This is a genomic window from Buttiauxella sp. WJP83, assembly GCF_027594725.1.
GTDB classification, from domain to species: Bacteria; Pseudomonadota; Gammaproteobacteria; order Enterobacterales; family Enterobacteriaceae; genus Buttiauxella; species Buttiauxella selenatireducens.
In genome coordinates, this window is sequence record NZ_CP110080.1 from 2,398,614 (window position 1) to 2,418,467 (window position 19,854).

Here is a 19,854-nt window from a genome sequence, read left to right on the forward strand (position 1 = left end):
AGCCTCATGTATTAATTAATGGATTATTGAGTCCACTTTTACACTCAACATTGAATATTTAATTGCGATCTTATTGAATTGAACCATTCTAAAAATCAGGGATAATACATTCACCAAGACAATGGTGTCTTATTTTAATATCATCCGACAAAGAGTTATTTCCATGAAAAATATTTTTAAATTATGTGCTGCTGCTGTGCTTGTTATTTCTACTGCCAACGCAGCATTTGCAGCTGATACCGCTGAACTGAAAGTACAGGGTACTTTGATTATGGGTTCATGCACCCCTTCTCTGCCCGCTGACGGCGTGGTGGATTTCGGTTCATTGCCAGTGAACTCATTGAGTAGCACCGCAATTAACCAATTGGGCCAGAAAGATATTACGCTGACCCTGAGCTGCAGTAGTCCAACTAAAGTGGCCTGGTCAGTGGTCGACGATCGTGCGGACACCGTTGTCGATACACAACCAGAAGTTGATACTCACCCAGCAATCCCTTCTGGTGAATTTGGTCTGGGTAAAACGGCTGACAACGTCAAATTAGGTTCATACACCATTATGGCAAGGGACAATGGTGATGTTTTGATTGACGGCGTAGCAGGGAAAATATCATTTTCTGAAGATGACGGTGCAAACTGGTCACTGATTAACAACGGTGGTGCAAGCTTCCACTCTGATGGCCTCCGAATTTTCACCTTCAGCGATGCACAAGGTACTCCGGTTGCTTTTACAACAGCTTCTGACAAGCTGACTGTGGGTGCATCAGTCCAGGATACCACCACTTTGGCTATTTCTGATGATACTGCGCTGGACGGTCAGACAACTATCTCCGTGAAGTATCTGTAATACGCTCTCTGAGAATTACTCATCACGGATGAGAGAAAAATCAGACATATAAAAACCGGGAATTCCCGGTTTTTTTTCACCTACAGATTTCCCCTTTATCTTCCTGTCCGAACACAACAATAGCGGCTTGTCAGGACTTCTTTTATCTGCCAGGATTTCACCACCTATCAACTCACTGAATATATAAGGAGGATCCCATGCTGTTTTGTGAAATGTTGTTTATTTCGCAGACTTTTGGCGATCGCCATAGCTCAAGCGTTATCGATATCGCACTGCGATAATCCGGCTTGAGCGAAGCTAACGACTGCACCAACTAAATCTTCCCTCGGGCTTACCGGGTTATCGTCGAATTTGACGAGGCGTTCTATCGCCTAACTCTTGAGTAAGCACAATGAGCACATTATTAACCGCACAATCTCTTAGCCTTGATACCGCTTTTGGCCCACTGCTGGCAGACATTACCTTTACGCTGAAAAAAGGCGATCGCCTGGGTTTAATCGGCCACAACGGCTGCGGTAAAAGTACCCTTCTGAAACTGCTCGATGGCACTATTTCTGCAAATAGTGGCAGCGTGACACGTGCGCATCACTGCCTTTTGGCACGTGTCGAACAACATCTCCCTGAAGAATTGCATGCACTGACGCTACTCGATGCCGTGATGGCGCGACTAAGCGAGGCGCAACAGCATACCGATGGCTGGCGGGCGCAGGCTCTTCTGGCCAGTATGGGGTTTGATGAAGCCGCGTGGCAACTTACCGCTGGGACATTAAGCGGCGGGCAACATACGCGTTTATTGCTGGCGCGTGCGTTGATTACCGAGCCGGATCTTCTGCTGCTTGACGAACCCAGCAACCACCTCGATTTACCCACTTTGCTGTGGCTTGAGCAGTTCTTACAAAACTGGAATGGCAGCTTTGTGTTGGTTTCTCACGATCAACATCTGTTGGACAGCGTGACCAACGGTACGTGGATCTTGCGCGATCGCACACTCAGTTTCTTCCAGTTACCCTGCTCTGCTGCACGCGCGGCCTTGGTTGAACGTGACCGTACCGACGCGCACCGTCATCAGGCGGAGCAAAAGGAAATCGACCGTATCGCTGCCAGTGCGAAGCGTCTCGCAATTTGGGGCCGGGTTTACGATAACGAAGACCTGGCGCGCAAAGCCAAACAAATGGAAAAGCGCGTCGACAAATTAAAAAACAGCCAAACGGAACTGAGTGAGGCAAATCTGTGGCAACTGATTTTAAAAGGTGCGGCGTTACCGGCGGATCGTTTGTTGGAAATGCAAAGCCTGGCCGTCAGCCCTGCGCCCGATAGCTCACCGCTGTTTACCCTGGCAATGCAGCGCCTGAAAAGTGGTGATCGGGTGGCAATAATTGGCCGCAACGGATGTGGTAAATCGTCGCTGTTGCGCATGCTGTGGCAGCACTATTTACAGTCACAAAATCAGCCGCCGCAGGATGAATCCGAGATCCGTCTGCATCCTCGCGTCGAGATGGGCTATTACGACCAAACGTTGCACCAGTTAAAAGATGACGACACGTTGCTTCAAGCGCTCGAACCTTTTGCCCTATTAACCGAGCGCGATCGCAAAATGGCGTTAATCAGCGCGGGTTTTGCCTGGTTGCGGCACGGGCAAACGGTCAGCACATTAAGCGGTGGCGAGCGTTCCAGGCTGTTATTTGTTGGCCTGACGTTGGCGCGTTATTCGTTGCTTCTACTTGATGAGCCGACTAACCACCTGGATATGGAAGGCAAAGAGGCGTTGGCCGAAACGCTGCAAAGCTACGAAGGTGGCGTGTTGTTGGTGACGCACGACCGGACGTTAATCGCCAAAAGCTGTAATCGCTTCTGGTTGATTGATGATGGCGAACTGAGCGAGTGGCACTCACTCGATGGATTATACGCGCAACTGGCGAGTGAAAATGCTGGCGTGACGTTGTCACCATCGAATCACGTTTTGACTAGCATGGCGGAAACCCCTTCTGAAACAGAAGGCTGGCTGGAACGTTTAGTTGAACTGGAGGAGAAGCTGGCTCAGGATTTAGCGCGCAAACCCGGCCATCAAAAACCGGCGTTACAGCAGCAGTGGAGAACGGAGATAGCCGCACTGAACATGCGGCTGGAACTGGAGTAAGCGGCATCCTTCAATGAATCGCCGTTAAAATGTCGCCCAGTTATCGTCATCGTCCACCACCGTGCGCGGTATGGACGATGACGGTTTCGGCTTTTCCTTCTTAGCCGCCATTTTGTGATGCTGGCTGTCTAAACGGAAAATCCCCACCGCCGCGGTTAAACGTGCAGCCTGCTCCTCAAGGGAGGTCGCAGCAGCAGACGCTTCTTCAACCAGGGAGGCGTTCTGTTGCGTCACGTTATCCATCTCGTGAATGGCAATACCCACTTGCTCAATGCCACGACTTTGCTCATCTGATGCGGCGGCAATTTCCTGCATGATATCAGTGACGCGGCGCACGGCACCCACGATACCCGTCATGGTTTCTCCGGCATGAGCCACCTCTTTTGAACCATTATCAATGAGTGAAACCGATTCACTGATCAGCCCCTCAATTTCTTTGGCCGCCTGGGCACTGCGTTGTGCCAGAGTGCGCACTTCGCTTGCGACCACCGCAAAACCGCGCCCTTGTTCACCAGCACGTGCCGCTTCTACTGCCGCATTAAGCGCGAGAATATTGGTCTGGAATGCGATGCTATTGATAACTGCCGTGATCTCGGAAATTTTCTTCGAACTGGACGAGATATTATTCATGGTGCTAACGACACCCGAAACAATACGCCCGCCATCACTGGCTTTGTGCGACGCTTCTTCCGCCAATTTGGTAGCGTGATGGGCGTTATCCGCGTTCTGTTTTACGGTCGCGGTTAGCTGTTCCATGCTGGCGGCCGTTTCTTCCAGCGCTGCCACTTGCTGCTCGGTGCGTGCAGATAAATCTGTGTTACCGGCAGAAATCTCGCTGGTGCCTTGATAAATCGCTTCGGCACCTGAACGCACCTCACCGACGGTGTTCACCAGTGAAGCCTGCATTTCCTGTAGGTTCTGATTGAGCTTGCCAATTTCGCTGCGTCCATGAGCGGTCAACGCCTGAGTTAAATCCCCCTTAGCGATATGTTCGATGCGCGTAGCCGCCTGTTGCAGCGGTTGAATCACCACCCGACGCAGTACCACAAAGGTGAAAACGGTCATGAATATAGCCAGTGCGAATGCGCCAGCAATCAGCATCACACTCAGGTGCGAGCGGGCCTGGGCCTGTTCTTTAAGAGCAATTGCACGCTCGGTACGGATCTGCGCCGCTTGCACTAAGAGCTTGTTATAGTCGGCATCAAGCTTGCGCGCTTGTTCGTTTTCATGGTTGATGATGGCTTCAAACATGCCGTTTTTGGCATATTTCATCATCGGTGCCATGCCTTTCGTCAGATACTCGTTGAAGCGTTCGCGTAATTGGTTCTCCAGCGCTTCGCCTTCTTCAACTTTGTTCGCTCGCGCCATATAGATGTCGAAACCGGCTTGCGCTTGCTTTATCAGCCTGTCGGCTTCGGCGATATTTGACTTCATATCCTCCATATCCGCCACGCGCCCGGCCGCACCCGCATGAATGATGTTTAAACGTGCACTACGCAGATCGGTTGAACTGTCTGAAAGACCGATGCGTACCTGAATTTCATTAGTGACGTCTTGCAGCGCTTTTTCACTTTGCACCAAATAGTAACTCGCCAGGCCAACGCATAACGCGAACAGCACCAGAATCCCCACCAGGATGGATGTAAACAACGGCACCAACCGGATGTGATGCCAGAAACGAACATTCCCCTGCGGGGCGATTTTTGTCTTTGCCATGTCCTTGGTTTCTCTTATGTAAGATGTTGAGCTGTAGGAAAGTCATCGGTCTTGAGAAACCAAAGGTTGAATACAAAGTTGCCGTTTTGTGGTGGGGTTAACACATTAGTGTCTGACAAGTAGCTGGGCTTACAGACTGGTTAAAGAGGAGTAAACTATTTGTAATGATGAATGGCGTCACCGCGTGCGGTCGCCGTCGCCCAAAGGATAGATACCGGTAATATGAAATTTAAATCAGCTATTAAACCCTATCACGCTGCAGCCGGTGGCTGGGGCTCACTTGAAGCCACGACTCGCTTTGTTATCGACAGCAAACACGCCTTAAAAAACCTGCGCAACCTGATGCGGATGAATAAAGCCAAAGGGTTTGACTGCCCAGGATGCGCGTGGGGCGATGACAATAAAAGTACTTTTAGCTTCTGCGAGAACGGCGCGAAGGCCGTCACATGGGAAGCGACTCGCCGATTCATCGACCATGTATTTTTTGCGCAGCACAGCGTCAGTAAACTGTACCAACAAAGCGATTATTTCCTTGAGTATCAAGGGCGTTTAACCGAACCGCTCAGTTACAATCCACAAACCGACCATTACGAAGCGATAAGCTGGGATGATGCCTTTAAGTTGATCGCTCAACATATCCATGCGCTGGATAATCCCGACCAGATGGAGCTGTATACCTCGGGGCGCGCCAGCAACGAAGCCTCTTATCTGTATCAACTTTTTGGCCGTATGGTCGGGACGAACAACTTCCCTGATTGCTCGAATATGTGTCACGAAGCCAGCGGCAGCGGCCTGAAGCGCAGCATCGGCGTGGGTAAAGGCACGATTCATCTCAACGATTTTGATAAAGCCAATGCCATTTTCGTGTTTGGCCAAAACCCGGGGACCAATCACCCACGCATGTTGCACAGCTTGCGTCATGCCGCAGAAAACGGTGCGCAAATAGTCACTTTTAATACCCTTCGCGAACGTGGCCTTGAGCGCTTTGCCGATCCGCAAAAGCCGTTAGAAGTGGTCACGCCGCTGGCGGGCAACATCAGCACTTATTATTACCAGCCCAATTTGGGTGGCGATATGGCGGCCATTCGCGGCATGGCGAAAGCGTTGCTGGAAACTCACCGTCAGCAACTGGCGCAAGGTCATGCAGGTATTTTTGACGCGCAATTTATCGCTGAACACACGCAAGGCGTGGAGGCCTGGTTTGCCGAAATCGACAACACCAGTTGGGAGCACATCACCCAACAATCAGGATTAACCGAGCAGCAATTACGCGATGCTGCCGCTGTCTGGCAACAGGCCGAGCGCGTAATTTGTACCTGGGCGATGGGGATAACGCAGCATAAACATTCGCTCAACACGGTGCGTGAAATCGTTAACCTGCAATTGTTGGGCGGCCATTTGGGCAAAGAAGGTGCCGGACTTTGCCCGGTACGCGGCCACAGTAATGTGCAGGGTAATCGCACGATGGGGATTGATGAAAAACCCTCTGCGGCGTTGCTCGATAGCCTGGCGGCGCATTTTGATTTTGAGCCTCCACGCGCGCGGGGTCATAACACCGTGGAAGCGCTTGCCGCCATGCTGCGTGATGAAGTTAAAGTGTTGATTGCACTTGGCGGGAATCTTGCGGCGGCAGCACCAGACAGCCCGCGCACCGAAGAAGCCTTGCAGCGCTGCGGCCTGACGGTGCATATCAGTACCAAACTCAACCGCAGCCATTTGGTGCCAGGTAAAGCGGCACTGATTTTGCCCACCCTTGGCCGTACCGAAGAAGACATGCAGTCCAGCGGGCGGCAGTTCATCACCGTCGAAGATTCGTTCAGCATGGTGCACGCTTCCGAAGGGATTGGGAAACCGATTGCTGACACTCAACGCTCAGAAACAGCGATTGTCACCGGCATTGCTGCGGCCGTTCTGGGGTGCGAGAAAGTAGACTGGCGAGCGTTGGCAGATAACTACGATTTAATCCGCGATCACATTGCCGCCACCCTGCCCGGTTTTAAAGACTTCAACCAGCAATGCGAAAAACCAGGTGGATTTTATCTTGGTAATGCCGCCGCGCAGTTGCGCTTTAATACGCCATCGGGCAAAGCCGAGTTCAGCGCCGCTCCGCTGCCAGAGTCTTTGTTCGGTGAGTTAGCGGCACCGTTTATGCTCCAGACGCTGCGCTCCCATGACCAGTACAACACCACCATTTATGGGCTGGACGATCGTTACCGTGGCGTTTACGGACAACGCGAAGTGCTATTCATCAATCCGGAAGATCTTGCCACACTGAAGCTTCAAGACGGCGAGTTGGTGGATATTGAAACCGTCTGGAATGATGGCATTACCCGTAAAGTCAGCGGATTTAAAATCGTGTCGTACAATATTCCACGTGGCAATCTGGCCGCGTATTACCCGGAAACGAACCCATTGGTTCCACTGACCAGCGTCGGTGACGGCACGGGTACGCCAACCTCAAAATCTGTACCGGTAAAAATCAGCCGTACAGCTTCTGTGGCAGATAAACGTATCGCTTAAAAAGCAAAAACCTTTTGTTGTCTATACTTAGAAAAATGGACAACAAGAGGTGACTTATGCTTTGGCTCGAGCAAGGACTCTACGTAAAAATAGTGGAAATGGATAATGGGCCACGTCCGTTGCCTCTTCAAAGCGGGTTCAACTCCGAAACCTGCTATCGGGCGTTAGGGTGCTTTAATCCTTCTGAATCCTCTGACGCCTGGTACATTCTTTCTAACGACCGCGATGAAATCTGGTTTATCAGTAACCGACATTTACGCACCGTTTTCCTGAAACCCGAATTGCGTGAGTTTCGTCTCCCGCTGTCGACAACCCATCATTAAGCCCTTGCCGGGTAATCTTTCGATTACCCGACTCTCTCCCTCTTCTTACTCACCTATTCGCAATAAATGCGAAATCTCTCATTAACAACTTTGCAATACCATAACGGGAGATTATGATACCCAGACATTAACCATTTGGTTCATTATTGCGTATCACACCCTTTTAACTTTCGTTAAAAGCGAACGATCACACCAATTATTACACCAGACGGTACAAATCAAACGATCTCCTGCGACAAGGAGACGTTGTTGCACATGAAGTGTGCGGAACACACTTCGACAGGAGAACGTTATGGAAAGTTACACTCCCCCACGCGGCCTGGCATTAGGATTGCTGTGGGTTCTTGGCGGGCTGATGGGTTTGATCGGCCTCGCGATTGGTATTGGCGGCGCTTATCTCGTGGCACTTGGCGGGAGCTTTTATTTCCTACTGATGGGCATCGTCATGCTCATCTCCGCCGTTTTGATTTTGAGAAAGAAAACGGCGGGCCTGGTACTGTATGGTCTGGCATTCATTTGCTCGATATTTTGGGCTATTAGCGATGCAGGGCTGGATTTTTGGCCGTTATTTTCTCGCCTGTTTACCTTTGCCGTGCTGGCATTCCTGTCCGCTATTAGCTGGCCGATTTTACGAGCTGCGCACAGTAAGGCTTCGGTAAAAAAAGCGCCTGCTTATGGCATCGCCGGTCTGCTCGCTGTTTGTATGCTGGTGAGTGCAGGTTGGATGTTCGTACCACAGGTACAAGTTGCCGCCAATGAAGACGTGCCGGTAAAACCGGTTGATCCGAGTGATGTGCAAAAAGACTGGAAACACTGGGGTAATACCCCCCACGGTGACCGTTTTGCCGCGCTCGATCAAATCAACAAAGGCAACGTCAGCAATTTGAAAGTCGCCTGGATTGCCCATACGGGAGATATCCCGCAAAGCAACGGTTCAGGCGCTGAAGATCAAAACACCCCATTACAAGTGGGCAATACGCTGTTTGTCTGCACGCCATACAGCAAAGTGCTGGCGCTGGATGTGGATTCCGGCAAAGAAAAATGGCGTTTTGACAGCAAAGCGACCGCGCCAAACTGGCAGCGTTGCCGTGGTTTAGGTTATTACGAAGAAACCACGCAACACGCCGCAGCTCCTGTAGAAAATACTGCGCAACCTGCGGCCTGCCCTCGCCGCCTGTTCCTGCCGACCACCGATGCACGCCTGCTGGCGATTAACGCCGATAACGGCAAATTGTGTGAAGACTTTGGTGACCACGGTACCGTGGATTTGAAAGTCGGTATGGGCGAAGTTAAACCGGGTTATTACCAGCAAACCTCCACGCCATTGGTGGCGGGGAATGTCGTGGTTGTGGGCGGACGCGTGGCGGATAACTTCTCCACGGGCGAACCTCCTGGTGTAGTGCGCGCCTATGATGTTCACACCGGCAAACTGGCATGGGCGTGGGACCCGGGCAACCCGGCGATTACCGGCGTTCCACCGGAAGGCCAGACCTATACACGTGGCACGCCTAACGTCTGGTCTGCCATGTCGTACGACGAAAAACTCGGTTTGATTTACCTGCCGACCGGTAACGCAACACCTGATTTCTTCGGCGGTACGCGTACTGCACAAGATGACAAATACAGCTCCTCTATTGTTGCGGTCGATGCGTCAACAGGCCAGGTACGCTGGCATTATCAAACCACCCATCACGATCTGTGGGACTTCGACCTGCCATCACAGCCGCTGCTGTATGACTTGCCAGACGGCAAAGGCGCTACCACGCCCGTGATTGTCCAGACCTCCAAACAGGGCATGATTTTCATGCTTAACCGCGAAACCGGCGAACCGGTGGCGAAAGTGGAAGAGCGTCCCGTTCCGCAGGGCAATATTGAAGGCGAAAGGTATTCGAAAACCCAGCCGTACTCCGTCGGAATGCCAATGATTGGCAATGAAACCCTGACAGAATCGGACATGTGGGGCGCTACCCCTATCGACTTGTTGATTTGTCGCATCGAATTTAAAGGGATGCGTCACGAAGGTGTATACACACCGCCGGGTCTGGATCGTTCCCTGCAATTCCCTGGGTCGCTTGGGGGAATGAACTGGGGCAGTGTTTCCGTTGACCCAAACAACAGCCTGATGTTTGTTAACGATATGCGTCTGGGGCTGGCAAATTACATGGTGCCGCGTGCAAACGTGGCGAAAAATGCCAGCGGCATCGAGATGGGTATTGTTCCAATGGACGGCACACCATTTGGCGCGATGCGCGAACGTTTCCTCTCGCCACTGGGTATCCCGTGCCAAAAACCGCCGTTCGGTACCATGTCAGCCGTTGACCTGAAGTCAGGCAAAGTCGTCTGGCAGGTGCCGGTGGGAACGGTGCAGGACACCGGGCCGCTTGGCATCCGCATGCACTTACCTATTCCCATCGGTATGCCAACGCTCGGTGCGTCACTGTCCACACAGTCCGGCCTGCTGTTCTTCGCGGGTACTCAGGATTTCTATCTGCGCGCGTTTGATACCGCAAACGGTAAGGAAATCTGGAAATCACGTCTACCGGTGGGCAGCCAGTCCGGCCCGATGACCTATGTGTCACCGAAAACCGGTAAGCAATATATTGTGATTAACGCCGGTGGGGCTCGCCAGTCTCCAGACCGAGGGGATTACATCATTGCTTATGCGTTACCGGACGAAAATTAAGTAAAAAAAAAGCGGGTGCAAAATGCACCCGCTTCTTATGACTTCCTGCAAGTTACTTCACATCCACCTGATAAAAAATATGCTTACCAAACGGATCGACTTCGTATCCGGTGACTTCTTTGCGAACCGGCTCGAAAATCGTCGAGTGCGCAATCATCACCGCAGGCATTTGATCATGCATCATCTGCTGCGCTTCTTTGTATAACGCCACGCGTTTTTCATGATCGCTCGACGTCCTCGCCTCCAGAATCAACTTATCAAACGGCTGATAACACCATTTCGCTGAGTTGGAGCCACCTTCTGCGGAGCGGCAGGTAAACAGCGGGCCAAAGAAGTTATCCGGGTCGCCCGTGGCTGTCGTCCAGCCCATCAACGCAGCCTGATGCTCACCACTTTTCACCCGTTTTAAATATTCGCCCCACTCGTAGGTCACCACTTTTGCCGTGACGCCAATTTTTGCCCAATCAGCCTGAATCATCTCAGCCATACGTTTGGCATTCGGGTTATACGGACGTTGCACGGGCATCGCCCAAAGATCGATAGTCATGCCGTCGGCGAAACCGGCTTCTTTCAGCAACGCTTTGGCTTTCTCCGGGTCATATTCGTAATCTTTAATCGAGTCGTCAGCGCTCCAGATACCCGGCGGTAGCAAATTTTTAGCCGCCGTTCCGGTACCACGGAATACCGCTTCAATAATGGCGGGTTTATTAATCGCCATCGCCAAAGCCTGGCGTACTTTTACGTTATCCAGCGGGGCTTTCTGGGTGTTAAAGGCCAGGAAACCGGTGTTCAACCCTGCTTTCTGCATGAGGTTAATATCGGCATTTTCCTTCAGGCGCGGCAGATCTGCCGGATTCGGGAATGGCATGACCTGGCATTCGTTCTTCTCAAGTTTTGCCACGCGAACTGAGGCATCCGGCGTTATTGAAAACACCAGTTTGTCGATTTTAGCTTTGCCCTGCCAGTATTCCGGGAATGCGGTAAACAGAATGCGCGAATCTTTTTGATATTGCGCCAGACGGTATGGCCCCGTGCCGACAGGATCCATATCCACACGTTCTGGCGTGCCGGCCTTTAACATCGCATCGGCGTATTCAGCAGAAAGTATGGAGGCGAAATACCAGCCCAAATCGGCAATAAATGGCGCTTCGGCATGAGCTAATGTGAAGCGAACGGTATTATCGTCGACTTTATCAATCGCCGTTATTAATTTGCCAAATTCAAGACTTTCGAAATTAGAATAGTTTCCGTTGGAAACATTATGGTATGGGTGTTTCGGATCTTTCTGCCGCATAAATGAGAAGATGACATCATCTGCGGTAAAATCGCGGGTCGGTTTGAAGTATTTATTGCTCTGGAACTTCACCCCTTTACGCAGATGGAAGGTATAAACCTTACCATCGTCGCTTATGTCCCAGCTTTCCGCGAGGCTTGGCTGCAACTCAGTGGTACCCGTTTTAAAATCAACCAGACGGTTATATACCGGTACCGCACTGGCATCCACGCTGGTTCCCGATGTATATAACTGCGGGTTAAAGTTTTCCGGCGAACCCTCAGAACAATAGACTAAAGTCTTCGCTGCGACAGTGGAACTGACTGTCAGCGCCGCGATTATCAATGCGAGTTTTGTGGTTGTTGTATTGATGGTTTTCATGCCTGCCCTTTTATTTATAATTTTTACCCAGAATAACGCTTGAACAAAGCAGCTTAATAAATAACATTAAAAGTCGTATGCAAACAAATGAATCTATTCGTATATACCCTTTAGCATTTGAGTTGCAGGTAGGCGGCAAGGGAGCAAATCCCCAGGAGCTTACTAAAGTAAGTGACTGGGGTTTGAGAGTGTAGCCAACACCCCTGCAACTTGAAGGATGAGGGGTATATAACAAAAGAAAGGAATAACGATGCCCACGCAACTAACTGACCAATTAACCCAACGCTTCTTCCGCTATCTGGCGATTACCAGCCAAAGCAAGGCGGGTACTGCCACGCTGCCAAGCACGTCGGGTCAACATGAAATGGCGCAATTACTGGCACGCGAGCTGCGAGAACTGGGTCTGGATAATGTGGTCATCGACGAACATGCCACGGTGACAGCCGTCAAAAAAGGCACTGTTTCCGGTGCTCCACGCGTAGGGTTTATCACGCATATTGATACGGTTGACGTGGGGTTATCACCCGATATTTATCCGCAAGTGTTACGTTTTAACGGCAATGATTTATGCCTTAATCAAGAAAAAGACATTTGGCTTCGTACCGCTGAGCACCCGGAAATCCTCGCTTATCCAGGCGAAGATATCATTTTTAGCGATGGCACCAGTGTGCTTGGGGCAGACAATAAATCCGCTGTCACGGTGGTAATGACGCTACTTGAAAATCTGACACCAGACATGCAGCACGGCGATATTGTCGTCGCCTTTGTACCCGATGAAGAAATTGGTTTATGTGGCGCAAAAGCATTGGATCTTGCCCGCTTTGATGTTGATTTTGCCTGGACTATCGATTGTTGTGAATTAGGCGAAGTGGTTTATGAAAACTTTAATGCCGCACATGCCGAAATTCGTTTTACCGGTGTGACCGCACACCCTATGTCCGCAAAAGGCGTATTAGTGAACCCGCTGTTAATGGCTTATGATTTCATCAGTCATTTTGACCGAAACCAAACGCCTGAAAATACCGAAGGGCGCGAAGGCTATATTTGGTTTAACGGAATGAATGCGGCGCAAAATGAAGCGGTATTAAAGGCAAATATCCGCGATTTTGATAGCCACTCGTTTGAATCACGTAAACAACAGATCCGTGATGTCGCCGCTAAAATTGCCGCCCAACACCCGACGGCTAAAGTCGACGTCGAGATAAGCGACACTTACAGCAATATCAGTAATGCGATTAAAGAAGACCGTCGTGCGATTGATCTGATTTTTGATGCCATGAAAGAGCTGAATATTGAGCCTAAGATCATTCCAATGCGTGGTGGTACCGACGGCGCTGCACTTTCGGCAAAAGGGTTATTAACACCGAACTTCTTCACCGGTGCGCATAACTTTCATTCCAAATTTGAATTCTTACCCCTGCGAGCCTTTGAGGCCTCATATAACGTCGCGTTAAAGCTCTGCCTGTTAGCGGCCAAATAAAAAATCGATTGCTCTGAACAGTTGTTTTAATAAACCAGGCAAATTCAGCAGACCGTTGTTAGTATTATGTTACAAACACGTCATGAGGTGATGTAATGCAACAACAATGGTCTGCTGTAGATGAATATCTCGTGAATTCCCTGATCCCAGACGATCCCATTTTTACAAAAATCCTTGCCAACAATAGTGCCGCCGGGCTTCCCGCTATTGATGTCGCCCCCAACCAGGGCCAATTTCTCCAGCTTCTGGTACAGATAACCCAGGCCACGCGCATCCTTGAAATTGGCACGCTCGGGGCTTACAGCTCAGTATGGATGGCACGTGCGTTACCCGCTGATGGCAAGTTAGTGACGCTTGAGGCCAGCCCGCACCATGCTGAGATTGCAAAGAAGAATATTCAGCTTGCGGGCCTTGAAACGGTGATCGAATTACACCTTGGTCCAGCGGTGGAAACCTTACCGAAACTGGCTGGCAGCGCTCCTTTCGATCTGATTTTTATTGATGCCGACAAACCGTCAAACCCCATTTATCTGGAGTGGGCATTGAAGTATTCCCGTCCTGGCACACTGATTATTGGTGATAACGTGGTGAGAAATGGCGGCGTGACTAACCCTGAGAGCAACGATCCTGGCATAAAAGGGACACGCACATTTATCGAGTTGATGGGCAATAATCCCCGCCTGACTGCCACTGCGTTACAGACAGTCGGTAGCAAAGGCTGGGATGGTTTTTCAATTGCGCGCGTGAAAGAGTGACATTCAGAAAACTGACATATATATAAGAGGTCAGTACTTTCCAGTATTGACCTCCCTGTTCATTTCACTCAGAAGCTGTACTTCACGCCGACCATCGCCGCGGTATCGCTGTAGCCTTTATCCCCCACCTGTACTGCGACATTCCCCCACAGATTCAGGTTTGGATTAAGTTGCCCTTCGACACCGGTTTTGATCTCCCCGACATCCTGTGCTCCCGCCTGGTTGAAGCTCACCGCGTCCATCCGGGTGCCGTATTTCTCGGTGTTGTGGATCCAGTTCACTTCCACAAACGGCTGGAAGGTCCGGTTTTTGCTGTCATCAATTTTGTTGTGCCCTTTCAGGAAGGTCCGCACGCCCAGACGCGTCTGCACATTATTATCCCCTTCGCCGCTGACGTGGGTCCCGTTACTCTCACGATGGTCGTCTGCAGTGACACCCATCCAGATAACCTGCGCCTGCGGCTGAATAAACCATTCATTCAGTGAGCCATGGCTGCCAGTATATTCGCCCAGTTTATGGGTATAACCCGCTTCCAGTGAGGCCGTCATGCCGCTGGATTTGTAGGATTCGCTCTGAATATCCTGCCCTTTCACGTCATTATCAAACCAGCTGTACTGTGCCCAGCTGTCCAGATACATGCCCTGTTTTGTCTCGTCGTTCTGATACCAGGTCGCGTAAGCCCCGGCGCTGTAACCACTGACGGTGCCATCTGAATGGTAGCCGGTGACATGTGAACGGCTGTTGCTGCTGTTGTGGCCATACCCGCCCATCACGCCAAGATGCCAGCGCTGCAGCTCATCCGAACTCCACTGCGCGATATCCCCGCCCATCTGGATCACGTAACGGTTACTCTGGGTATTGATTTGCCCGCTGGTATCTTTCCAGCGGTTATGCCCGCCGACCTGACGCAGCCACAGACTGGTGACCTTTTTCTCACCGGTCAGCGCATCGGTATACTGCGGCTCACCCAGACGGTCATGCAGTCGGGTGTTGAACATCGTATTGGCCGCCACCAGGTTAGCCGTATAGCTGGCCGTTTCCGGACGAATAACCGGCGTACCCGGAACATCCGGTGTTTTTGGGGTAGCCGGATTGGTCGGCGTTTCCGGTGTGCCTGGTGCTACCGGCTGTCCTGGCGTCACTGGTGTTTCTGGCGGTGCGACATACAGATTGGTCAGGAACCAGTCTGCGCCTTTTTTCTCCAGACTGTAGTCGTAAACGCCGCCCACAATACGCCCGGATTTGGTGAAGGTCCCGTCAGACAGCCCCTTCACTTCCACCACCCGGATGCCGTTCAGGGTGTAAGCCCCATTTCCGCCAGCGTTATTCACCTTCAGGAAGGTGTTGCCGCTGGTATTGCCGTTGACAACAATCTTATCCGTCACGGAGGCATCATTGCCCAGCACGGTATTGAGCACCACGGTACCGCCCTGGCCGTTCCAGTTGCTGGCCGTCAGGGTGCGTCCGGCCGTCATCGGCAGCGTGGACGGTGCGACAACGTTGATAGTCCCGGCAAGACTGACGTCATCCACCAGTGAATCGGCCGTCATATTCCAGGTACTGGCGATGTCGATGGAAACGTCAGTCGGGTCAATCCAGCCGGTCAGGGTTGCGCCGTTACGCAGGGACAACGCGGTGTTGTCCTGGCCGATAATATTGCTGACCAGTTGCGCCCCGCCGTTGCTGCCGTCCAGAACCAATTCGCCGCCGTCAATACGGGTGTCGCCCGTCCAGCCGGTTTTACCCGACAGCGTCAATGAGCCGTCACCGGATTTGGTCAGACTGCCCGGTCCAGAGACAGTGCCTGCAAGTGCCAGCGCGGTAGAAGATGCGACATCAATATTTCCGCCGCCTTGCCCCAACACGAGATCGCGCGCCGTCGAAATGCTGGCTGTTGTGGCAAGCGTGGCATTATTCAGAAGCGTCAGAACACCACTCACATCCCCCAGTGCCTCATCCGCACTAATGGATAGCGTGCCTTGGCTCACTTTCCACGGCGTCACTTGTGTTGTGGTGCCCGTTAATTGCCATGTACTGGCACCGGTTTTCTGGAAAGCGCTAAATCCCTGAAACTGGCCATTACCACCCGTGGGGGCCAGTTGGGTAACGTCAAAAACCGTTGCCCCTGTCCCCTGAGGCTGTGTCGTATCACCGCCCAGAACCAGAGTGTTCGTTGATCCGGTCATACCGACCACATTACCTGCAAACGACCATCCGGCTTGCAATTCCAGTTGGTTCACACCACCGGTAAATTCAACGGCGTTCGCTCGCCGTTGTGTTCCGCCACCAAACAACGGGTTGCCGCTCATACCACCGTTGATGGCTCCAGCATTAATAATAGATAAATAGGCCCCTTTTATGCCCGCGCCACCATTACCAAGCCAGCCATTTGCCGCGTTCCCGCCTTCAGCGCCACCTTCACCGGCACCACCGGGCCCAGAATTACCAAACGCAAAACTAGGCCCACCGTTTCCGCCAGAAATAACCCCTTTGTTCACTACCGATACCGTATTCTGACCGTTACCCGACGCCAGAATTCCCGCGCCACCGCCGCCGCTCGCGGAGATGCTGGCAGACGGAAGAAGCCCGCCATCGCCTCCGGTGATGACGCCTCCAGTAAGGTTAGTGACATTGCTGTTAGTGACCACCGCAGCTCCGCCGCCACCGCCCGCTTTACCCCGGCCACCGACTCCTCCGGCGATCGTGTTACCTTCGTTAGTCAGAGTTTTCGTCGAACCACCGGTCATCACAACGCCGGTACCGCCACCGCCTCCCGCACTTCCCCCTGTACCACCGGCGCCCCCACTGATAGTTGCCCCGCTACCAGTGAGAAGAAGATTGCCACCAGTCACCACGCCAGCGCCACCGCCACCGCTACCGACATCGAAGGTATCAGGGCCACCAACTCCGCCAGCACCGCCAGTAACCTTTGCCCCCTGGAGTGTGAGTGACGTGTTGCCGGATACCATAATCCCGCTTCCGCCACCTCCGCCGCCTCCGCCTTGTCCAGACCGACCGCCATTCGTGCCATTAACACCTGCGACATCTGCGCTTAACGTCTGAGATGTCGTCAACCGCATGCCAGGGTCACCCCCTAATCCAGCAGCTGTTCCCCCTAGCCCATTAGACCCTTTGCCATCGGTCACACTTCCGTCGCCACCGCTTGAGGCACCGCCGCCTCCACCGCCGCCTCCGGTGACTTGGCTTCCCACACCGCCAGGCGTCGCAGACGGCGCACCATCGCCTCCGGCGAAAGCGTCAGTTATCGTTAAGGAGGTGACGACAAGAAAGGTAAATACGCTCCCCAGCCAGGTAAATTTTTTGGCTCGAATGATATTGCTATGCTGTGTGCAGGGTCTGTCTGTAGAAGTTTTACGTACGATATTTGGCATTCTTTTCTCGTGATGTAGTTCAATTTTTTAATAGCAGACGCACATACCCACTGAGCGCGTAAATATACGCACCCGTTAATGGCGTTCTTATTTTTACAGGAATTGAATGGCTCATAATATATACAAGGCCATTTCGCGGTAATTTATACGCACGCCACTTAAATGTAAAAATGATTTTTATGCATGTTGTTTTTGTCAAATCAAAAACAATCCATAACAAATTGAAATTACACGATATTAATAATCAAGAAGTAATAATGTTGAAATCAATGTGTAATATTGAACATTTTAAAAACGACCAAAGCCCTGCGATCTGTTTAATCAGCAAGAAACATTTTAAATTAAAAAGTTTTTTTAATTCAGTGGATGGGTGGGAATAATCTGAGGGTAGTGATATCTGTTGAAACAATAAATAGCTGGCTGAAGGGAGGTACCACCCCCGGCAGCCAGTTTATATCAGTCAGTACAAAAAAACTCTTAACGTACAATATTGTCCGTTTCTCCAACGGAACCCTAAAAGACTAAGCCCCGTTAATGGACACTCCGCCATCCACCAGTGAGGCGGTGCCCGTCACAAACGATGCTTCATCTGACGCAAGCCACAGTACCGCTCGGGCGATTTCTTCCGGTTTCGCAACGCGTTTAAGAGCATGGAGACCGGCCATATAAACTTGAGCTTCTTCGCTGGCATTTTTGTCGCGATACATATCGGTATCTACCGCTCCGGGTAACACAGAATTGACGCGGATATTCTGTGGGCCAAATTCGGATGCCAGCGCCTGAGTTAAACCAATTAGCCCGGCTTTACTGGCGGCATAAGAGGCCACCTGCGGGAAAGCAAATGTGTAGCCGACAAAGGTTGAGGTGAAAATGACCGATCCGCCTCCATGTTTGAGCATTTCAGCAATTTGATGTTTCGCCCCCAGAAATGCGCCGGTCAGATTAATGGCCAGCGCATCGGCAAAACCTTCAGCAGAGACTTCTGTGCTTGGGCCGTTTTCACCCAACGTCCCCGCGTTGTTAAAGGCAATATCCAGCCTCCCCCACGTTTCCACCGCTTTTGCCACCAGCGCTTTGGCGTAGGCTTCTTCGCGCACATCACCTGACAGCGCAACAGCTTCACCACCCGCGGCTTTGATTTCTTCCACCAGTTTATCCAGTTCGGCTTCACGTCTGGCACCCACCACTACTTTCGCCCCTTCGGCAGCGAACAGTTTTGCAGTGACATAACCGATACCAGAGCTGGCTCCGGTAACAATGGCAACTTTATCGACTAAACGTTTCATGGAGGGACTCCGTTTTAGGTGGTCATAATTTGACCGCAAAAGCAGTATGGTATGGAATGATGGATAATGCACAATAGCGCCCTGGGGATTTGGATCATTACGTCGCGAACCTTCTCTGATCAAACTAATTGTAACTAAATGTAATATTTAAAATATTAAGAAAAAATATAAATACAGTCATAACAAGGCCTGGCGATAATTATTTAATGCTCCTTGTTAGAGGTGCTCGTAATATAAATTACGTATAATAAAACAATGTTTCATTATACCGGATCGCAATCACATATCTTTATCCCCACCCTCCTTTATCATGCCCTGCAGTTCCAGTTGTCATAATTAAAAACATGGAGTGTTACGCATGAAAGCAGTATTAAAAATGAGTGCCGCAGCGTTAGTATTGACCTCGTTATCAAGTTCCGCTGTCAGTATTGATTACCGACATGAATACAAGGCGGACAGTAAAACGAATGCAGACCGTCTGAAAATAAGTCACACAACACCCTCTGGATATTTTGCCAGCGTAGAAGGAAAGCTTGCGGAGAGTACAAAAAAAACCTCTGACGGTTTTAATGAAGGGAACGGGAGGTACAGCGGAAGCGGCAGTGAATGGGAACTTGGCAAAAACTTCAATATTGCCGATAACTTCGTTCTTGCCCCGGCACTGAATCTGGATAATGGTGATACGGCGGTAGGCTACCGCGCACAAATTAAAGCTATCTATAAGTTTCTGCCTGAATGGGTAACCACGTTGCGTTGGCGTCCAGGAATGCAGGTTGATCAAAACTCTGATGTCTCGAACAAATATTACAACCAATTCAACTGGGAATTTGGTTATAACAGCAAGCTATTTTCTGTTATCGGTGATTTTGAATATCGCTTCACCAATTATGAAGATTACAACGGCAACCATAACTACTGGCTCTATAATGTTGTTGCAAGTTATTCCGTTGATAAGAATTGGGTGCCCTATACCGAACTGGGGTATGTACCACGATATAATTCAGACCATGATAAGGATGATCATGAAATGCGTTACCGTTTAGGGATTAAATATATTTTCTAGA

The 19,854-nt window shown here is 50.9% G+C and carries 12 protein-coding genes; 8 read left to right on the top strand and 4 right to left on the bottom strand.

All coding sequences use genetic code 11. The features are described from left to right. Positions 1-163: 163 nt before the first annotated feature. Positions 164-844: a DUF1120 domain-containing protein gene (locus OH773_RS11145; RefSeq protein ID WP_270138612.1), complete on the top strand. Its 681-nt coding sequence runs from the start codon at positions 164-166 to the stop codon at positions 842-844. Between the two features lie 391 nt (positions 845-1,235). Then, positions 1,236-2,981: an ABC-F family ATP-binding cassette domain-containing protein gene (locus OH773_RS11150; protein ID WP_270138614.1), complete on the top strand. Its 1,746-nt coding sequence runs from the start codon at positions 1,236-1,238 to the stop codon at positions 2,979-2,981. Positions 2,982-3,005: 24 nt separating this feature from the next. Here the strand turns inward: OH773_RS11150 and OH773_RS11155 are convergent, their stop codons facing one another. Beyond that, entirely contained in the window at positions 3,006-4,697 is a 1,692-nt protein-coding gene (locus OH773_RS11155) for a methyl-accepting chemotaxis protein (RefSeq protein WP_270138616.1), read from the bottom strand. A gap of 222 nt (positions 4,698-4,919) precedes the next feature. Here OH773_RS11155 and OH773_RS11160 point away from each other — a divergent pair, with 222 nt between their 5' ends. The 3 genes from OH773_RS11160 to OH773_RS11170 all read left to right on the top strand — a co-directional run bounded on the left by OH773_RS11160 (position 4,920) and on the right by OH773_RS11170 (position 10,223). Further along, a complete protein-coding gene (locus OH773_RS11160) occupies positions 4,920-7,217 on the top strand; it encodes an FdhF/YdeP family oxidoreductase (protein ID WP_270138618.1) in 2,298 nt (765 codons plus the stop codon). A 56-nt stretch (positions 7,218-7,273) separates the two neighbouring features. After that, positions 7,274-7,540 (top strand): hypothetical protein, encoded by a 267-nt coding sequence (locus OH773_RS11165; protein ID WP_183271463.1) that lies wholly within the window; start codon positions 7,274-7,276, stop codon positions 7,538-7,540. Between the two features lie 292 nt (positions 7,541-7,832). After that, positions 7,833-10,223, top strand: coding sequence for a glucose/quinate/shikimate family membrane-bound PQQ-dependent dehydrogenase (locus OH773_RS11170; protein ID WP_270138621.1), 2,391 nt, complete (start codon positions 7,833-7,835; stop codon positions 10,221-10,223). A gap of 52 nt (positions 10,224-10,275) precedes the next feature. Here OH773_RS11170 and OH773_RS11175 read toward each other — a convergent pair whose 3' ends face one another. Next, positions 10,276-11,877, bottom strand: coding sequence for an ABC transporter substrate-binding protein (locus OH773_RS11175; RefSeq protein WP_270138623.1), 1,602 nt, complete (start codon positions 11,875-11,877; stop codon positions 10,276-10,278). 250 nt (positions 11,878-12,127) lie between these two features. Between OH773_RS11175 and pepT the strand changes: the two genes are divergently transcribed. Both pepT and OH773_RS11185 read left to right on the top strand, forming a co-directional pair. After that, on the top strand, positions 12,128-13,357 hold the full coding sequence (gene pepT, locus OH773_RS11180) for a peptidase T (RefSeq protein ID WP_270138625.1): 1,230 nt from the start codon (positions 12,128-12,130) through the stop codon (positions 13,355-13,357). 95 nt (positions 13,358-13,452) lie between these two features. Continuing rightward, positions 13,453-14,112, top strand: a complete 660-nt coding sequence (locus tag OH773_RS11185; protein ID WP_270138627.1) for an O-methyltransferase — start codon at positions 13,453-13,455, stop codon at positions 14,110-14,112. Positions 14,113-14,180: 68 nt separating this feature from the next. Here the strand turns inward: OH773_RS11185 and OH773_RS11190 are convergent, their stop codons facing one another. Both OH773_RS11190 and OH773_RS11195 read right to left on the bottom strand, forming a co-directional pair. Further along, positions 14,181-17,504 (bottom strand): autotransporter outer membrane beta-barrel domain-containing protein, encoded by a 3,324-nt coding sequence (locus OH773_RS11190; protein WP_270138629.1) that lies wholly within the window; start codon positions 17,502-17,504, stop codon positions 14,181-14,183. Between the two features lie 521 nt (positions 17,505-18,025). Beyond that, entirely contained in the window at positions 18,026-18,790 is a 765-nt protein-coding gene (locus OH773_RS11195; RefSeq protein WP_270138631.1) for an SDR family oxidoreductase, read from the bottom strand. 358 nt (positions 18,791-19,148) lie between these two features. On the opposite strand from OH773_RS11195, the gene OH773_RS11200 reads away from it, so the two are divergent. Continuing rightward, positions 19,149-19,853, top strand: a complete 705-nt coding sequence (locus OH773_RS11200) for an oligogalacturonate-specific porin KdgM family protein (protein WP_270138633.1) — start codon at positions 19,149-19,151, stop codon at positions 19,851-19,853. The last annotated feature ends 1 nt before the right edge of the window (position 19,854 follow it).